Raw genomic sequence first — 15,761 nt, 5'->3', positions numbered from 1 at the left:
CATGCCGAACACCGCTCCGCCCCGTCTCTACAGGGCGATCCCGCAGCTCTACCTGCTGCCGGCGGGGACCTCGCTTTGGCGGGTGCACCTGAGGTGCTACAAGGCCACCGACTTCAATCCCCGGGAGAGCACCGGCGAGCCCAGGAGGACGGACGCCAACTTCGGCGGCGGCCGCTTCGACGGCACCGACCGCGACCCTTATCCCAGCTACTACGCCGGCCTGGCCGCTGAGACGGCGCTGGCCGAGACGCTGCTGCGAGACCTGCCCTTCAACGATCGGGGATACCGGATCATCCCGCGCGTCCTCGTCCGCGAACGGCGCGCGAGCGTCGTGGTGAACACCGAGGACCTGATCCTGGTCGACCTGCTGTCCGGCGTGGCCTGGGCGGCCGTGGCCCAGGACGGCTGGCTCGTCCACGCCGATCCGCGCGACTACCACGCGACCAGGCGGTGGGCGAGCTGGATCAGGGAGCAGGAGCCGCGGGCACAGGGCCTGATCTGGCCTTCGAAGAGGGAGGGCGGGGAACCGTCCGTGGTGCTCTTCGGTGACCGCTGCCCGGCCGGCTGCCTGACGCCTGACTCCTTCGGGCGGGATCTGGATGACCTGGAGGGGGCCGACTGGGTGAACGAGCGGCTGGCTCCCTACCGGGCGCACCTCACCCGCCCGCGGCGGGCAGCGGCCTGGGCGGCTAAAGAGTGAGGCGCGGACGGACGCGGTCAGCCAGCAGCGACATCAGCCGATCGACGGTGACGGCCTCCAGCGGAACCACCACGGCGCCATGCCCATCGCCCAGCGCCGCACCGTCCTCAGGCACGGCCACGACCACGCACCCCGCCGCCAGGGCCGCCGCGATCCCCCGCCCCGAGTCCTCCAACGCCACACAGTTCCGCGGATCGACCCCCAACCGCTCGGCCGCCGTCAGATAAGCCTCCGGATCAGGCTTGGGACGGCTCACCTCGTCACCGCACACCACGACGTCGAACAGACCAGGCTCCAACTGGGCCAGCACCTCAGTGACAAGGGCCCGGTGGCTGGAGGTCACGAGGGCGGTGGCGATGCCCTGCCGCCGTACGGACTCCACCACCGCCTGCGCGGCGGGCCGCCACGGCACCCCGAGGGCGAACAGTTGCCGGGTGCGCTCCAGCAGCCACGCGGCGGACTCCTCGACGTCCGCCTCGACGCCCAGGTCCTCGTGGATGATCCGGGTGGTGTCCCGCAGGTTCCCGCCGATCACCCGGCGGCGGGTCTCGGACGACAGCGTGCCGCCGAGCATCTCGGCCAGGTCGGCGAGGCTGACGTCCCAGAGGGGTTCGCTGTCGAACAGGGTGCCGTCCATGTCGAACAGCACCGCCTCCAACGGACCGGAGCCAGAAGCGACAGGCGGCCCGGAGCCGGGGGCGGCCGTCATCGCAGGGCCTCGGCGAGCCAGCGGCGCACCGTGCGGGGATCGTCGCTGGTCGTCCCGTCCACACCGAGTTCGAGCCAGTGCCGCAGATCGTCCTCGGTGCGGGTCGGCCAGCCGTGCACGGGGAAGCCCTCGTCGTGCAGTTGCCGGACGATCTCAGCGGTCAGCCCTTCCCCGCCGCTGTGGATGCGGCAGGAGCCGGTCTCCTCGATCAGCTTCCGGTAGCCGCCCGGGTGGGACTCGGCGTCGGTCCACCTGGAGACGATGATGCCGCGCGGGATGTCCGGCAGTTTCCGGGCCACGGTGGTCATCGCCTCGGCCGAGAAGCCGGTCAGGATGGTTCGTGCGGCGTAGGCGGGGTGGCGGGGGAAGAAGCCGGCCAGGCCGTCGATGGCGGCCAGGTCCTTGATCTCCAGCTGGACGAACCGCGTCGTCGCCTGGTACATCTGCTCCAGCGTGGGCACCCGCTCGCCCGCGCCGACGTCCACCGAGCCGATCTTCGACCAGGGCAGCTCCGCGACCGGGCCCAGGTCCTTGCCTGACGGGCCGGCCGCGACCCGGTCCAGGGTGGCGTCGTGCAGCATGAAGAGCTGCCCGTCGGAGCTGATGCGGACGTCGGTCTCCAGCTCGTCGACGCCGGCCTCTTCCGCCACGCGGAAGGACGCGACGGTGTTCTCGGGTGCTTCGGCCATGGCGCCACGGTGTCCGACAATGGCAAATGCCACGATTTTCCTCTCTGAATGGATGGGTCAGGACGCGACCAGGCGCTGGTACTTCGGCAGTACGCGCTGGATGGCCGGGTCGAGGTTGCGGGCCGCTTCGCGCAGCGCCTCGCGCGGGTCGGCGTCGGAGGCGTACACCTTCTCCAGCACGATCAGCATCTCGGAGATCGTCTCGTTGACGTACCGGCGCATCACGTCCGCTTGGCGGGCGCGGCCGAGCTGGTCCTGGGCGATCTGGTACGCGGGCGTCGCGGCGTTGCGTTCCTTGATCTCGGAGGAGTTGAGCGAGCTGGTGGTCACGGGGAGGTAGCCGGTGTTCAGGCTCCATTCGGGCGCGCCCGTGCCGGCCAGGTACTTGATCAGTTCCCAGGTCGCCTGCTTGCGCGCCTTCGTGGAGTTACGCATGACCGCGAGCCCGCTGCCTCCCGTCGGTACGCCCGGAGCGTCCTGCTCGGGCAGGAACGCGGCGCCGAACTCGAACTTGGCCGCCTTGAGCAGCGACGTGAGCGCACCAGTGGAGTTGCAGATGGTCGCCGTCACGCCGGCGACGAAGTCGGCGTTGATGTCGCCCGACAGGTAGGCCATGCGGTCGTCGTGGATGAACGCGCGATCGAACTCCAGGGCGCGGACGGTCTGCTCGGAGTCCAGCCTGGGCGTCATGCCGTCGGAGTAGCCGCCGTTGAAGGCCCAGGTCGAGCCCTGGAAGTACCAGTCGTCCTTGCCGGTGTAGCCGCGCATCTTGACCGGCGAGCCGCGGTACTTGAAGTTCTTGAGCTGGCGTCCCCATTCGCGCAGCTCGGTGAACGTCTTCGGGCCGCGGTCGGGCAGCCCGGCGGCGGCGAAGATCTCCTTGTTGTAGTAGAAGAGCGGCGTCGAGCGGGCCCAGGGCAGCCAGTGGACCTGGCCGCGGACGGTGCCCTCGGCCAGGAACCTCGGGTGGAAGGCGTCGGGGCCGAAGCCCGCGTCGAAGTAGCCGCTCAGCGGTTCCAGCGTCTCGGCGAGGAAGTAGCGGTTCCAGTTCACGTCGCTGAGCGTGACGAGGTCGGGGACCTGCGCCACGGCGAAGCTGGCGGCCAGCTTCGAGTCGAGCGCGGGGTAGCCGGGGAACAGCTGGATCTCGCAGAAGATGTCCTGCTGCGAAGCGTTGAACCCGTCGATGATCGACTGCAGGACGGTGGCGTTGTGTGCGGTGAACGCGCTCCACAACACGATCCGCTCGCGGCGCGCGAACTGCGCCGGCACCTGCCCGCTCACCTGGGCGTAGTCACCTTCCTTGCGGCCGACGCAGCCGGCCAGCGCCAGGCCGGCCGCGGCGGCGGTGGCGCCGGTCAGGAGCCGGCGGCGGCTCAAACTGGTCCCGGTCACGCTGCTTCCTCCCTGGTCGAACCGGCTCGCGAGTACGTGGTGATCATCGGCGCACCACGCTGCCGGCCAGACCGGCGACGATGTAGCGCTGGGCCAGCAGGAAGACGATCGCCACCGGCAGGACGACGAACAGCGTCCCGGCCATCAGCGCGCCCCAGTCGTTGATGCCGTCGTTCTCCTTGAGGTAGAGCAGCCCGATCGGCAGCGTCCGCATGTTCACCGAATTGGTCACGATCAGCGGCCAGACGAAGCCGTTCCACTCGTCGATCAGGGCGATCAGCCCGACCGTGATGATCGCCGGACGGGCCATCGGCACGATGAACGAGACGATCGTCCGCAGATGCCCGGCGCCGTCCAGTTGCGCCGCCTCCAGCACCTCGTACGGGAGCGACCGGAAGAACTGGTGCAGCAGGAACGTTCCGAACGCCGACGCCACGCCCGGCAGGATCAGGCCCGCGTAGGTGTTCACCAGGTTCAGCTGGCCGATGGTGATGTAGTTGACCAGCAAAGTCACGTGCCCCGGCACCATCAGCGCGCCGAGCATGAAGACGAACAGCCAGCGCTTGCCCGGGAACGGGAGGAACGCGAACGCGTACGCCGTGAAGATCGCCAGCACGACCTTCAGCACCGTCCCGATGACGGCCACCACCACCGAGTTGACCAGGAACTGGCCGAACGGGGCCAGCGTCCAGGCGTTGACGAAGTTCTCCAGGGTCAGCGACCCCGGGATCAGCCGCGGCGGCCAGGCGTTGATGTCGGCGTCGGTCTTGAACGCCGTGCTGACGAAGAGGTAGAGCGGGATCAGGAAGACCAGGGCCGTGCCCGCCAGGGCGATCACGCCCCACCAGCGCGCACGCTCGGGTGTCAGCGTGGCCGGCTTGACCGTCATCAGTAGTGGACCCTCCGCTCGACGAATCGGAACTGCAGGACGGTGATCGCCATCAGCACCACGAACATGATCATGGAGGCCGCGCTCGACACACCGACGTTGGTACGGCTGAACGCCTCGTCGTAGATGAACCAGCTCAACGTGGTGGTGGAACGGGCCGGCCCGCCGCCGGTCATCATGGCGATCACGTCGAAGGCCTGGAAGGCCGAGATCGTCTGAGTGATCACCAGGAAGAACGTGGTCGGCGAGAGCAACGGGAAGACCACCCGCCGGAACTGCGCCCACCGGCCGGCGCCGTCGAGCCGGGCCGCCTCCAGCACCTCGGCCGGAATCTGCTGGATGCCCACCAGGTAGACGATCGCGACGAACCCGAGCCCCTTCCAGACGGAGACGATGATCAACGCCCACAGCGCCCACGAGCCGTCGGTCGTCCAGGCCGGCGAGGTCGCGCCGAACGCCTCGAACACCAGCCGGCTCAGGCCGTGGTGAGGGTCGAAGATCAGCAGCCAGATGGTCGCGATCGCCGCCCCCGACAGCACGTGCGGGGCGAACGCCAGCGTCTGCACCGCGGTGGTGCCCCGGATGCGTCGCGAGAACAGCATCGCCAGCGCCAGGCCGAGCACCAGCGTCGCGACCACGACGACGACCACCCACACCAGCGTGCGCAACAACACCGCGGGGAAGGACCAGTTGCTGAACAGGGCCACGTAGTTGAGCAGGCCGGCCCACTCGGCCTGCGGCGAGATGAAGTCCCACGTGGTGAAGCTCAGATAGACGTTCTCGACGATCGGCCAGTAGGAGAACACGGCGATCAACGCCAGATTGGGGAACGCGAAGGCGGCGAACAGCAGGTAACCGCGCCGCCGCCGGCGTGCCGCCGCTGATCGTTGCCCGGAGGTGGTCCCCCCGGAATCGGCCGGTCGGCGGGCGCTGACCGACAGAGCTGATCTCGACTCGAGATCGCTTGCCCCACTGCTCACGGGCTACCACCCATCCGCATCGGCGTTGAACCGCTGGAGACTTTACTGGCGGTCAGGTGCTCAAACCTGGTCAGATGGTGGCCGATCTGTGATTATTTCGCGCACGTTTCAATCACATGTGCAAGGGTGCAAAACAGGATGTCAAGCTCGTTCCACGGCCGTGCCTTCGATCGTCAGCAGCGAATCCTCAGTCATGTCAGAAACGAAGGCCGCGCGGTCGTCTCCGAGATCGCCGACCTGTTCGCGATCTCGCCCGCGACGCTCCGCCGGGACCTGCGGGCGCTGGAGACACAGCGGCTCATCGCCCGGTCGTACGGCGTTTTCTACCCCACCGACATCGGCCGCTACGAGACGCCGGTGGCCTACCGGCACAAGGCCAGAACCGAGGAGCGGCTGGTCATCGCCGAAGCCGCGGTCGCCATGATGGCCGACGTCAGCACGGTGTTCCTCGACGAGGGCGCGCTGCCGGAGGACCTCGTCGGGCCGATGCGCCGGCTGCAGCGGATGACCGTGGTGACCCGCTCCCTGACCGTTGCGGCCGAACTCGGCCGTCAGACCGATCACGACGTGATCGTTGTCGGCGGACGGCTGCGACCGACGACCATGGGCACCGTCGACCGGTGGGCCACGGCGATGCTCGCGGAGCTGAACGTCGACCTGGCGTTCATGGGGGCCAACGGGGTGTCGATCGAACGCGGGCTGACCACCCCGGACCCGGCGGTGGCGCAGGCCAAGACGGCGGCGATGCAGGCGGCCCGCGAGTGCGTGCTGTTGTGCGAGCACACCCGGTTCGGGGTGGCCAGCTTCGCCAAGTTCGCCGACGTGGGGGAGCTGTCCTGGGTGATCACCGGCAAGCAGCTGTCCCGGGCGTCCGCGCAGCGTTACGGCGCGTCCGGCCCCAAGGTGCTGCGGGTCTAGAGCGCCGATCCAGGCAGGCGACCGTGCGGCTGTGCTGCCTCGGAGGTGACGATCGCGAGGTTCTCCCTGACGACACGGGTCATGGGGTGATCGCTCCCCAGTGCTTGCTCACAATCGGTGAGGAGGCTCGTGTACAGCGCGACGGCCGCGCTCAGGAGCCCCACCGTCCGGTGGGCACGGGCGAGGTCGCCGCGAGAGGCCAGGGTCTCGGGGTGGCCGGCGCCGAGAACGCGTTCACGGTCGGCGAGAACGGCCCGGAACAGCGGGACGGCCCGGCCCGGGTTTCCTGCCGTCCAGTAAGCGTCGGCCAGGCTGCTGCGGCAGGACAGCGTCGCGGGATGGTCGGCGCCCAGCACCCGCTCGTGGTCCTCGGCCCCGGCCTTGAACAACAGGATGGCCCGCCTCAGATCACCCGCCGCCTGGCAGGCGCCGGCGAGGTAGGTGCGGCAGGTCAGGGTGTCGGGGTGGTCGGCGCCCAGCACCCGCTCGTGGCTGCTGAGGGTGGCTTCGAGCAGCGGGATGGCCCGATCAGGATCTCCCGCCGCTCGGTAGGCGCCGGCGAGGTAGGTGCGGGAGGCCAGGGTGTGAGGATGGTCGGGGCCGAGCACGCGCTCGCGCTCGGCCAGCGTCCGCTCGAACAGCGGGACGGCCTGGTCCAGGCTCCCTGCCGCCTGGTAAGTGTTGGCGAGGTAGGTGCGGCAGGTCAGGGTGTCGGGGTGGTCGGCGCCCAGCACCCGCTCGTAGTCGCCGGCGGTGTCCTCGAACAGCCGGACGGCCCGGCTCAGGTCCCCCGCCGCCAGATGAGTGGCGGCCAGGTAGGTGCGGGAAGACAGCGTCGAGGGGTGATCAGAGCCGAGTACGTGTTCGCGCCCGGTGAGGGCGGCCTCGAACAACCGGACGGCCTGGCTCAGGTCGCCCGCCTCCTGGTATCCGATGGCGAGATTGTGGCGAAAGGCCAGAGTGTCGGGATGGTCGGCGCCGAGCACCCGATCCATGTCGGCGATGGTGGCCTCGAGCAGCGCGATGGCCCGCTGCCAGTCTCCCGCCGCGTGGTAGGCGCTGGACAGGTTGTTGCGGCTCAGCAGAGTTTCCGGGTGGTCGGCGCCCCGCACCCGCTCACAGTCGGCCACCGTCGCCTCGTACAGCGGGATGGCGCGGCCCAGGTCTCCCGCATCCCGGTAAGCGCCGGCGAGGTTGCCGCTGCAGACCAGGGTGCCCGGGTGGTCGGGACCGAGCACCCGCGTACAGTCGGCGAGGGTGACTTCGAGCAGTTGTACGGCGCGGCCGGGCTCGGCCAGGTCCTGCAGAGATTTGCCGCACCAGACCCGGAGCGTCAGGAGATCCTCGGAAAGCTCGCCGGCGGGGACTCGCCGGTAGAGGGCGTCGCTCTGGTCGATGACCGTCTCGACCGCCGCGCGGGCCGCCCAGGTCCGCGCGCCGTCCGGCAGCGGGTCGGCGTAGTCCGTGAGCAGGGTGACCGCCCGCTCCAGGACGGCGCCGAAGTCGCCGTGGTGGGCGGCCCGGTCGCACAGTACGCGCTGGACCAGGCGGTGCATCAGGACCGTGGCGCCGTCCTCGCTGAAGGCGATCAACGAGGTGTCGGCCAGGTCGGCGAGCATCTCACGCAGGCGTACCGGCTCGGTGCTCTGCGCGTGGTTCAGCAGGTGAAGCGGGACGCCGGAGGGTGACAGCACGGCCAGGGTCGACAACAGCTCGCGGGCGAACGGCAGGGCGTCCTCGGCCTGGGCGACCGACAGCATGATGGCCTCGGCGGTGCCGGCCGGGTAGGCGTCGCCGTGCTGGGCGGTCAGGTGATCGCCGATGGGCAGGCCGCGCAGCAGCTCCAGGTAACCGGCGTAGCTCAACCGCAGGCGGACGATCACCGCGGCCGCCTGGGCCAGCGCCAGCGGCAGATGTCCGAGCTCGTGAGCGAGCTCGGCGGCCCCCTCGGGGTCGGTCAGACCGGTGCGCCGGCGCAGGAAGGCCTCCGCCTGCCCCGCGGTGAACACCGCCACCTCCAGCGGTGCGTAGGCGCGGGCGAAGGCCCGGTTGCGGGTGGTGACGATCACCCGGGCCGCGCCGGTGGCGGGGGTCCAGCGGCGGACGGCCGCCACGTCGGTGGCGTTGTCGAAGACCAGCAGCGCCGGCTGGGCGGTGGCGGCCAGCCATGCCCTGGCGCGGCGGGCGGCCGTGGCGGCGTCCTCGTCGGAGCGGCGCTCACCCAGCCGCTCGGCCAGGGCGGCCAGGCCGGTCAGGATCTGGTCGGTGGTCTCGGCGGCGATCCACGCCACCACCGGCCAGCGCGCCGCCTGACAGGCCCAGGCGTAGGAGGCGGCCAGCATGGTCTTGCCCACCCCGGGCGTGCCGGCCACCGCGCAGATCACCGCAGCCCCACCCCCCGCCTCCCGCACCCCGTGCTCCGGCGCCCCGCCACCCGTCGCCCGCACGTCCTGCTCCGGCTCCCCGCCGCCTGTCGCCCGCGTGTCGTGATCCGGTGCCTCGCCGCAGGCCTTCCGCACGTCGTGATCCCGTGCCCCGCCACCCGCCTTCCGCGCGTCGTGATCCGCCGTCCCGTCGCCTGTCGCCCGCACGCCGTCACCCGGGGCCGGGTCGCCGAGCAGGTCGGCGAGTTGCCGCAGCAGCAGGTCCCGGGGCTGGAAGCCGGGCGGGCGTTGCGGGATGTCGCCCTCGACGATCTGGCCGGGGCCCGGCGCGGGCGGGTAGTGGTGGTGGATGATCTGGTCCCTGGCGGACTGATACACCCGGCCCTGCCCGGAGGCCTGTGCCCGGAACCGGGCATGCCGCGCTTCCTCACCGCAGGAGGGGGTGCCATCCGCTGTCGACATGTCCCCAGAATGCTGCCGAACCCGGACGAGCGGGACCATAGTGACGAACGCGTTACCCGCGAACGCAGGACGCCCCGCCCCTGCCACGACCCGTGGTAGACAAACCCGACATGGAGTTCTTCTGCTACCACCGTGACCGGCCCGGCTCCGCGCCCCTGCGCGAGAAGCTGATCGAGGCGCACTGGTCCTACATGGACCACTACGACAAGCAGCTGATCGCCCGCGGCCCGACCCTCGACGGCGACACGGCCACCGGCAGCGTGCACATCGCCGACCTGCCTGACCCCGCCGCCGCGCGCGCCTTCGCCTTCGACGAGCCCAACTACCAGGCCGGCGTGTACCGGGACGTGCTGCTGCGCCGCTGGCGCAACCTGCTGGGCCGCACCATGTGGGACTTCCCGGGCGGCCGCGAGGGCGGCAACCGCTATCTGGTCCTGGGCTTCGGTACGGGCGAGGCCGCCGACCTCGTCCCACCGTCCGACCGGCTGGACGACTTGATCGCGTACGGGCCGTTGCTGTCCGACGACGGCGTCACCTGGCTGGGCACGGCAGCCCTGATCCGGGCGACGGATCGGGACACGGCCCGCACGATCCTGACCCCGGACCGGTATGCCGAGGTCGAGGTCCACAACTGGGAGTCCGGCGGACGACGATGATCACTGAAGCGTGCAATCGTATGCCTGCATGACGATGCTACGCTGGCCTGGATGCCTGAAGAGCCGACGGGCAAGCGGCCCGTGCCCACGATGCGTGACATCGCCGCCGTGGCAGGCGTCTCGCAGAGCACCGTCTCCCGCGTCCTGAGCGGCGTGCCCACGGCGGTGCCCATCGCGCCGGCCACCCGCCAGCGGGTGCTGCGGACGGCCCGGGAGCTGGGCTACCGCCCCAATCCGCTGGCTCGCGGGCTGCGCGGCGCCTCGACGAACCTCATCGGCGCGGTGGTGCGCGACTTCAGCGACCCCTTCTTCGCCGGGGTGATCGAGGCGCTCGTGGTCGAGTCGATGGCGCACGGCTACAACGTGGTGCTGGGGCACGTGCCGGGCCGGACGGGCGATGAGAGCGTCTCGCTGACCACCGTGCTGGAGACCCGGCACACTGACGCGGTGGTGCTGCTCGGCGACATGCAGGAGCATCCGCAGCTCCTGGCCGACCTGCGCGAGTCGATCGTGCCGGTGGTCGCGCTCTGGCCGGGCACGAGCCCGCGCGAGTTCCCGACCGTGGACGCCGACGACCGCGCCGGCATCCGGGCGGGGCTGGAGCACCTGGTGTCGCTGGGGCACGAGCGGATCGCCTTCGTCAACGCGGAACTGCCCAACGAGTACCGGGCGCGGGAGGAGGCGTACCTCGCCTTCATGCGGGAGCGGTTCGGCGCCGTGCCGCCGGGTTACGCCCAGCGCAGCCCGAGCACCCTGGCAGGCGGCGATGCCGCGCTGCGGCGCCTGATGGACCGGCCCGACCCGCCGACGGCGGTCGCCGCCTCGACCGACGTGGTGGCCACGGGCGTGCTGCACGCCGCGCACGCCCTGGGCGTGACGGTGCCCGATCGGCTGTCGGTCGTCGGTTTCGACGACATTCTCATCGCGGCCCACACCGTGCCGGCGCTGACCACCGTACGGATGCCGATCTCGGAGATCGTCGGCCACGCGGTCGCGCAGGCGGTCAGGCTGGCCAGGGAGCCGGCCGGTGCTCAGCGCCCGCCGGCCCTGGAGATCTTCCAGCCTTCCCTGGTCGTGCGCGACTCGACGGCGCCGCCGTGAGCCGGTCAGGCCGGGATCCACACCCGCACCGCGCGCGCCGCGCTGCTGACACGCTGCCCGCGTTCATTTGACGGCTCCGCTCATGAGCCCCGACACGTAGTAGCGCTGGAGCAGGAAATAGAACAGCACGCACGGGATGATGGAAATGGTGACGCCGGCCTGCAGCATGCCCCAGTCGGTGCCGCCGAGGCTGGTCTCCGTTCTCGACGTGGCGAGAATGAGCGGCAGGGTGAAACTGGAGCCGCGGCTCATCATCACCAGAGCGCCGAGGAACTCGTTCCACGAGGTGATGAAGGCGAAGAGCGCGGTGGTGACGATGGCGGGCACGGCCGACGGGATGAAGACCCAGCGCAACGTCTCCCAGGACGAGGAGCCGTCCATGATGGCCGCCTCCTCCAGCTCCGCCGGGATGGCGCTGAAGCTGTTGCGCAGGACGTACAGGCTGAACGGCAGTTGAATGGCGGTGTGCAGGATCGCGAGGCCGAGCAGTGAATTGGTCAGGCCGATCCTCGCGAACATCAGGAACATCGGCGTGAGCAGCGCCTGATAAGGAATGATCAGCGCCAGCAGCAGCACCACGAAGAGCACTTCTTTTGCCGGGACGGGGAAACGGGCCAGCCCGTAGGCCGCGGGAACGGCCAGCAGCAGAGTGAGGGCGATGGTCAGCAACGCGGTGCCCAGGCTGTTGGCGAGATAGACCGGCAGGCCCTGCTGGTAGTTCCACAGCCGTACGTAACTGTCGAAGCTGAGCCCGTGGGGGAAGTAGGTCGGCGGCGAGGCCGCCGCCTCTTGCGTGGGTTTGACCGAGGCGAGCACCGACATCACCAGCGGCATCAGCATGACCGTGCAGACGGCGACGCAGACCGCCGCCGTCAGGTATTTCCCGCGTCCCTTCACTGGTGGCTCCGGCGGGTCAGCAGGAGCTGGATCACGGTGCCGATCAGAATCGTGAGGGCCAGGATCATCGACAGCGCGGCGCCGTACCCGAGTTTCAAATAGGGGAAGGAATTCAGGTAGATGTAGAAGACCGAGGTCGCCGTCTCGTTGCCCGGCTGGCCGGCGGTCATGATGTAGAACTGGTCGAAGGCGAGCAGCGAGCCGATCACGCTCACCAGGGTCACCAGCAGCACGGTGCGCAGGGTCAGCGGCAGGATCACCCGGGTGACCCGCTGGCGGTGGCTCGCCCCGTCCACCAGGGCGGCCTCGACCACGTCCGCCGGCACGGCCTGGATCGCGGCGACGAACAGGATCATCCCGAAGCCGATCACCTTCCACACCACGGAGGCGCTGATCGCGGCATTGGAGAGGCCGGCGTCCACGCCCAGCCACAGCACGGGCTCGTCCACCAGGCCCAGGTCGGCCAGCGCGCGGTTCACCAGGCCGAAATCGGCGCTGAAAAGCCAGTACCAGAGCAGGCTCGACACCCCGAGGCCGATCACGACCGGAATGAAGACCACCGTACGGGTGAGCCTGCGCAAGGCGGTGTTCCGGACGGTGAGCAACGCCAGCAGATAACCGCCGACAATGAGAACCGGAGTGATGAGCGCGGTGTAGAGCAGGGTGAAGCGAAAGGAGACCCAGAACTGGGTGTCGCTGAAAACCCGCTCGTAGTTCGCCGGTCCGACGAATCTCGGCGGGGACAGCAGCGACCAGTCGTGCAAGGACATCCAGGCCATCCGCACCAGCGGATAGGCGGTGAAGACCAGCACGAAGAGCAGGGCCGGCGCCACATAGGCCAATCCGGCCAGGCGGCCGCGCGGGCCATGACGCATGACGACTCCTCCTGGTGGACCCGGCGAGGATCGCGGAGCTACGACCGGCTCGCGATGGCCTTCATCTCTTTCTTGGCGTCGGCGATGACGGTGTCGAGTGCGTCGTCGCGGTAATAGGCGCGCTGCAACATCTTCAGCCACGGCCCCTGCGGCGAGTTGATCTGCTCGAAGAACGTCACCGTGTACGGCGTGCGTCCCACCGTGAGAGCCTTCGCCACGTCCTGCACCAGCGGCTCGGCCTGGAAGTACTTGTTGTTCACCATGTCGGTCCGCGTGGTGAGATTGAGCGCCTTGGCGTAGACCTCGGTCTGCACCTCGTCGGAGAGCAGGAATTTCATCACGTTGACCGCGTCGTTGACCCGCTTGCTGCCTTTGGGCACCACGACGAGGTCGCCGCCGATGAAGGAGGCCGACGAATTCGGCGTCATTCCCGGCAGCAGGGCGATGCCGAAACTCATCTTCGGATTCTGCTGGCGCGCCAGCGTGATGTTGAAGTTGCCGGTGCCCATCATGCCGACCTTGCCGGAGCCGAACTGGAGGTGGAACGTCTCGCCGTTCTCGGCGCGCGCCCCTTCGGGGACGTTGCCGGCCGCGACCATGTCGCGGGTGAACTGCAGCACCTGCTTGACGCCATCGCCGACCAGCGGCTCGTCGCCCGGGCCCGCCGCCTCGATGGTGGCTCCGGAAGCCCACATCAGGGGTCCGACGGTGAAGATGTTGCAGCCCGCGCAGTTGCCGGGCAGGTAGTAGCCCTTGACGCCGCCGCCCAGTGCGGTGATCTTGTCGGCGTACGTGCGCAGCTCGGCCAGGCTCGTGGGCGGCTTGTCCGGGTCGAGCCCGGCCCGGGTGAAGAGATCCTTGTTGTAGAAGAGGGCGGACACGTCCGCGTAAAGGGGCACGCCGTAGAGCCGGTTCTCCCAGGTCGCCACCGTCATGTGGCCCTTGCTGGCGGTCTTCAGCTCCGGCCAGTCCTTGAGCTGGCCGGTGAGATCGACGAGTTGCTGTTCCTTCTCGAACTGCGGGGCGTAGATGAGGTCCATCCCCAGCAGGTCGGGCACCTCGCCGGAGGCGACGCCCTGGGCGATCTTCCCCACCATCTCGGTGTGGGGGATGTAGGTCAGCTTGATCTCGCAGTCGGGGTTCTTGGTGTTCCACGCCGCGACCAGCATGTCCACCATCTGCTTGTTGCCGCCGGAGCGCTCCCACATCGTCAGGTCGCCCTTGGCGGCGCAGGTCGTAGTCGCGGCCTGCGCTCGCGGGGCTGCGGGGGGCGGCTCCTCCTGCCCGCAGGCGGCGGCTGTGATCAGCAGTGCCGCGGTGGCCGCCCGGACGGGCCATCTGGAATGGGTTCTCATTTGCCGGGCTCCTCTCGCTGGAGTGAACCGGTTGACACGACCCCCTGCTGATGGCAACGTAACCGGCACTGAATACGATTGCATCCATTCGTTTTCATTTCGTGATTCAGGAGTCTCCGGTTCGGAGCCCCGCGCGATGAGGCGACGAGCCGCAATCCGGACCGCACAGGTGTGGGCACCGAGGCGCAGGTGAAGGGAGACCCCTCATGCCCAGTAGCACCCTCACCCGGACCAGGCTCGCCACCGTTCTGGTGGCCGTGGCCGCTCTGGTGCCTGCCTTGGTGGCGGTGTCCCCGGCGCGGGCCGCGGACGGCGGCCGGCCGGGCATCTCCAAGAAGCACTTCGGGACCCTGGCAGGCGGCAGGAAGATCGACGTCTACACGCTGCGGAACGCGGCCGGGATGCGGGTGAGGATCCTCACCTACGGTGGCATCCTGCAGTCGATCGAGGTCCCCGACAGCAAGGGCAAGCTGGCCAACGTGACCCTCGGGTTCGACAACTTATCCGACTATGTCAAGAAAAGTCCATACTTCGGGTGCATCACCGGCCGGTACGCCAACCGCATCGCCAAGGGCCGTTTCACCCTGGACGGCAAGACGTACCGGCTGGCCACCAACGACGGCCCCAACCACCTGCACGGCGGCGCCAAGGGCTTCGACAAGCGGGTCTGGAAGGCCGATCCGTTCGTACGGGGCGGCAGTGTGGGGCTCGCGCTGACCTACACCAGCTCGAACGGCGAGGAAGGCTACCCGGGGACGCTGCGGACCAGGGTCGTCTACACGCTCACCCGCGACAACCGGATCCGGATGGACTACCGCGCCACCACCAGCAGACCCACGGTCGTCAACCTCACCAACCACGCGTACTTCAACCTGCGCGGCGAGGGCAACGGCCGGATCCTCGGCCACGAGCTGCAGATCAACGCCTCCCGCTACACGCCGGTCGACCAGACGCTCATCCCCACCGGGAAGATCGCCCGGCTGGGCGGGACGCCGCTGGACTTCCGCGAGCCCACCGCCATCGGCGACCGCGTCAACAGCGGGAACCAGCAGATCGTCCGCGGCGGCGGGTACGACCACAACTACGTCCTCGACGGCCGCGGCCTGCGGACGGCGGCCACCGTCGTCGAGCCGGACAGCGGACGCGTGCTCAAGGTCATCACGGACCAGCCCGGCCTGCAGTTCTACTCGGGCAACTTCCTGGACGGCACGTTGCGCGGCACCAGCGGCCGCCTCTACCCGAAGCGGTCCGGCTTCGCCCTGGAGTCGCAGCACTTCCCCGACTCGCCCAACCACGCGAACTTCCCCTCGACCGTCCTGCGGCCCGGCGACGTCTACCAGACCACGACGATCTACGCGTTCTCCACCGTGTCCTGAACCGACCTGAGGCAGGATCAATGAAAGACATCCACCCGAAGGTCGAGGAGGCCCTCGACACACTCGACCTGAACCGTGCCGCGCGTCGCCGCCTCCTGACCGGCGCGGGCCTCGTCAGCGCGTCGGCCGCCGCGACCGCGCTGCTGTCGGCGTGCTCGTCCGATCAGCCGAAGCCGGCGGCCACCGGCGGGGCGGGCGCGGCCGGGGATTTCCCGGCCACGCCGAAGTGGAGGTTCGTGCTGGTCTGTCATGTCACGACGAATCCGTTCTTCACTCCCACGCAGTACGGCGCGCAGGACGCCTGCGCGTTGCTCGGCACCGAGTTCCAGTGGACGGGTTCGAAGGACTCGATCGTGGCCGAGATGGTCAACGCGT

General features: G+C 69.4%; 14 protein-coding genes and 1 pseudogene. 6 read left to right on the top strand and 9 right to left on the bottom strand.

Annotated elements, in window-relative coordinates; genetic code table 11:
- Position 1 precedes the first annotated feature (1 nt).
- Positions 2 to 700 (top strand): RES family NAD+ phosphorylase, encoded by a 699-nt coding sequence (locus tag ABD331_RS13560; protein ID WP_344474296.1) that lies wholly within the window; start codon positions 2 to 4, stop codon positions 698 to 700.
- On the opposite strand, the gene ABD331_RS13555 is transcribed toward ABD331_RS13560, so the two are convergent.
- From ABD331_RS13555 to ABD331_RS13535, 5 genes are read right to left on the bottom strand one after another with little or no spacing between them, the layout of a single operon-like run.
- Positions 690 to 1,349, bottom strand: a complete 660-nt coding sequence (locus ABD331_RS13555) for an HAD family hydrolase (RefSeq protein WP_344474294.1) — start codon at positions 1,347 to 1,349, stop codon at positions 690 to 692. The genes ABD331_RS13560 and ABD331_RS13555 overlap by 11 nt on opposite strands.
- Positions 1,350 to 1,405: 56 nt before the next feature.
- The gene (locus ABD331_RS13550; protein ID WP_344474292.1) at positions 1,406 to 2,098 is read right to left on the bottom strand and encodes a glycerophosphodiester phosphodiesterase; all 693 of its coding nucleotides are present in this window, start codon (positions 2,096 to 2,098) and stop codon (positions 1,406 to 1,408) included.
- 57 nt (positions 2,099 to 2,155) lie between these two features.
- Positions 2,156 to 3,493, bottom strand: a complete 1,338-nt coding sequence (locus ABD331_RS13545; RefSeq protein WP_344474290.1) for an ABC transporter substrate-binding protein — start codon at positions 3,491 to 3,493, stop codon at positions 2,156 to 2,158.
- 43 nt (positions 3,494 to 3,536) lie between these two features.
- Positions 3,537 to 4,382 carry a carbohydrate ABC transporter permease gene (locus tag ABD331_RS13540; protein ID WP_344474288.1) on the bottom strand — a complete coding sequence of 282 codons (846 nt, stop codon included), beginning with the start codon at positions 4,380 to 4,382 and terminating at the stop codon, positions 3,537 to 3,539.
- Complete coding sequence (locus tag ABD331_RS13535) at positions 4,382 to 5,362, bottom strand: carbohydrate ABC transporter permease (protein WP_344474287.1); 981 nt, start codon at positions 5,360 to 5,362, stop codon at positions 4,382 to 4,384. The genes ABD331_RS13540 and ABD331_RS13535 overlap by 1 nt, the downstream gene beginning before the upstream one ends.
- Before the next feature lie 138 nt (positions 5,363 to 5,500).
- Between ABD331_RS13535 and ABD331_RS13530 the strand changes: the two genes are divergently transcribed.
- On the top strand, positions 5,501 to 6,280 hold the full coding sequence (locus ABD331_RS13530) for a DeoR/GlpR family DNA-binding transcription regulator (protein WP_344474285.1): 780 nt from the start codon (positions 5,501 to 5,503) through the stop codon (positions 6,278 to 6,280).
- Here the strand turns inward: ABD331_RS13530 and ABD331_RS13525 are convergent.
- Complete coding sequence (locus tag ABD331_RS13525) at positions 6,277 to 9,126, bottom strand: tetratricopeptide repeat protein (RefSeq protein WP_344474283.1); 2,850 nt, start codon at positions 9,124 to 9,126, stop codon at positions 6,277 to 6,279. The two genes, ABD331_RS13530 and ABD331_RS13525, sit on opposite strands and share 4 nt — an antisense overlap.
- 110 nt (positions 9,127 to 9,236) lie before the next feature.
- On the opposite strand from ABD331_RS13525, the gene ABD331_RS13520 reads away from it, so the two are divergent.
- Entirely contained in the window at positions 9,237 to 9,782 is a 546-nt protein-coding gene (locus ABD331_RS13520) for a YciI family protein (RefSeq protein ID WP_344474281.1), read from the top strand.
- A 51-nt stretch (positions 9,783 to 9,833) separates the two neighbouring features.
- Complete coding sequence (locus ABD331_RS13515) at positions 9,834 to 10,883, top strand: LacI family DNA-binding transcriptional regulator (protein ID WP_344474278.1); 1,050 nt, start codon at positions 9,834 to 9,836, stop codon at positions 10,881 to 10,883.
- 63 nt (positions 10,884 to 10,946) lie between these two features.
- Here ABD331_RS13515 and ABD331_RS13510 read toward each other — a convergent pair whose 3' ends face one another.
- The 3 genes from ABD331_RS13510 to ABD331_RS13500 are packed head-to-tail and all read right to left on the bottom strand — an operon-like array spanning position 10,947 to position 14,010.
- The gene (locus ABD331_RS13510; RefSeq protein ID WP_344474276.1) at positions 10,947 to 11,780 is read right to left on the bottom strand and encodes a carbohydrate ABC transporter permease; all 834 of its coding nucleotides are present in this window, start codon (positions 11,778 to 11,780) and stop codon (positions 10,947 to 10,949) included.
- Positions 11,777 to 12,655, bottom strand: coding sequence for a carbohydrate ABC transporter permease (locus ABD331_RS13505; RefSeq protein ID WP_344474274.1), 879 nt, complete (start codon positions 12,653 to 12,655; stop codon positions 11,777 to 11,779). Before ABD331_RS13505 ends, ABD331_RS13510 begins: the two co-directional genes overlap by 4 nt.
- A gap of 38 nt (positions 12,656 to 12,693) precedes the next feature.
- Entirely contained in the window at positions 12,694 to 14,010 is a 1,317-nt protein-coding gene (locus ABD331_RS13500) for an ABC transporter substrate-binding protein (RefSeq protein ID WP_344474272.1), read from the bottom strand.
- Between the two features lie 206 nt (positions 14,011 to 14,216).
- On the opposite strand from ABD331_RS13500, the gene ABD331_RS13495 reads away from it, so the two are divergent.
- Positions 14,217 to 15,386, top strand: coding sequence for an aldose epimerase family protein (locus ABD331_RS13495; RefSeq protein WP_344474269.1), 1,170 nt, complete (start codon positions 14,217 to 14,219; stop codon positions 15,384 to 15,386).
- A 20-nt stretch (positions 15,387 to 15,406) separates the two neighbouring features.
- Positions 15,407 to 15,761, top strand: a pseudogene (locus ABD331_RS13490) (hypothetical protein); the annotation flags it as partial.

It is taken from the genome of Nonomuraea monospora, from assembly GCF_039531895.1.
GTDB classification, from domain to species: Bacteria; Actinomycetota; Actinomycetes; order Streptosporangiales; family Streptosporangiaceae; genus Nonomuraea; species Nonomuraea monospora.
This window is presented reverse-complemented; position numbering and strand designations above follow the sequence as displayed.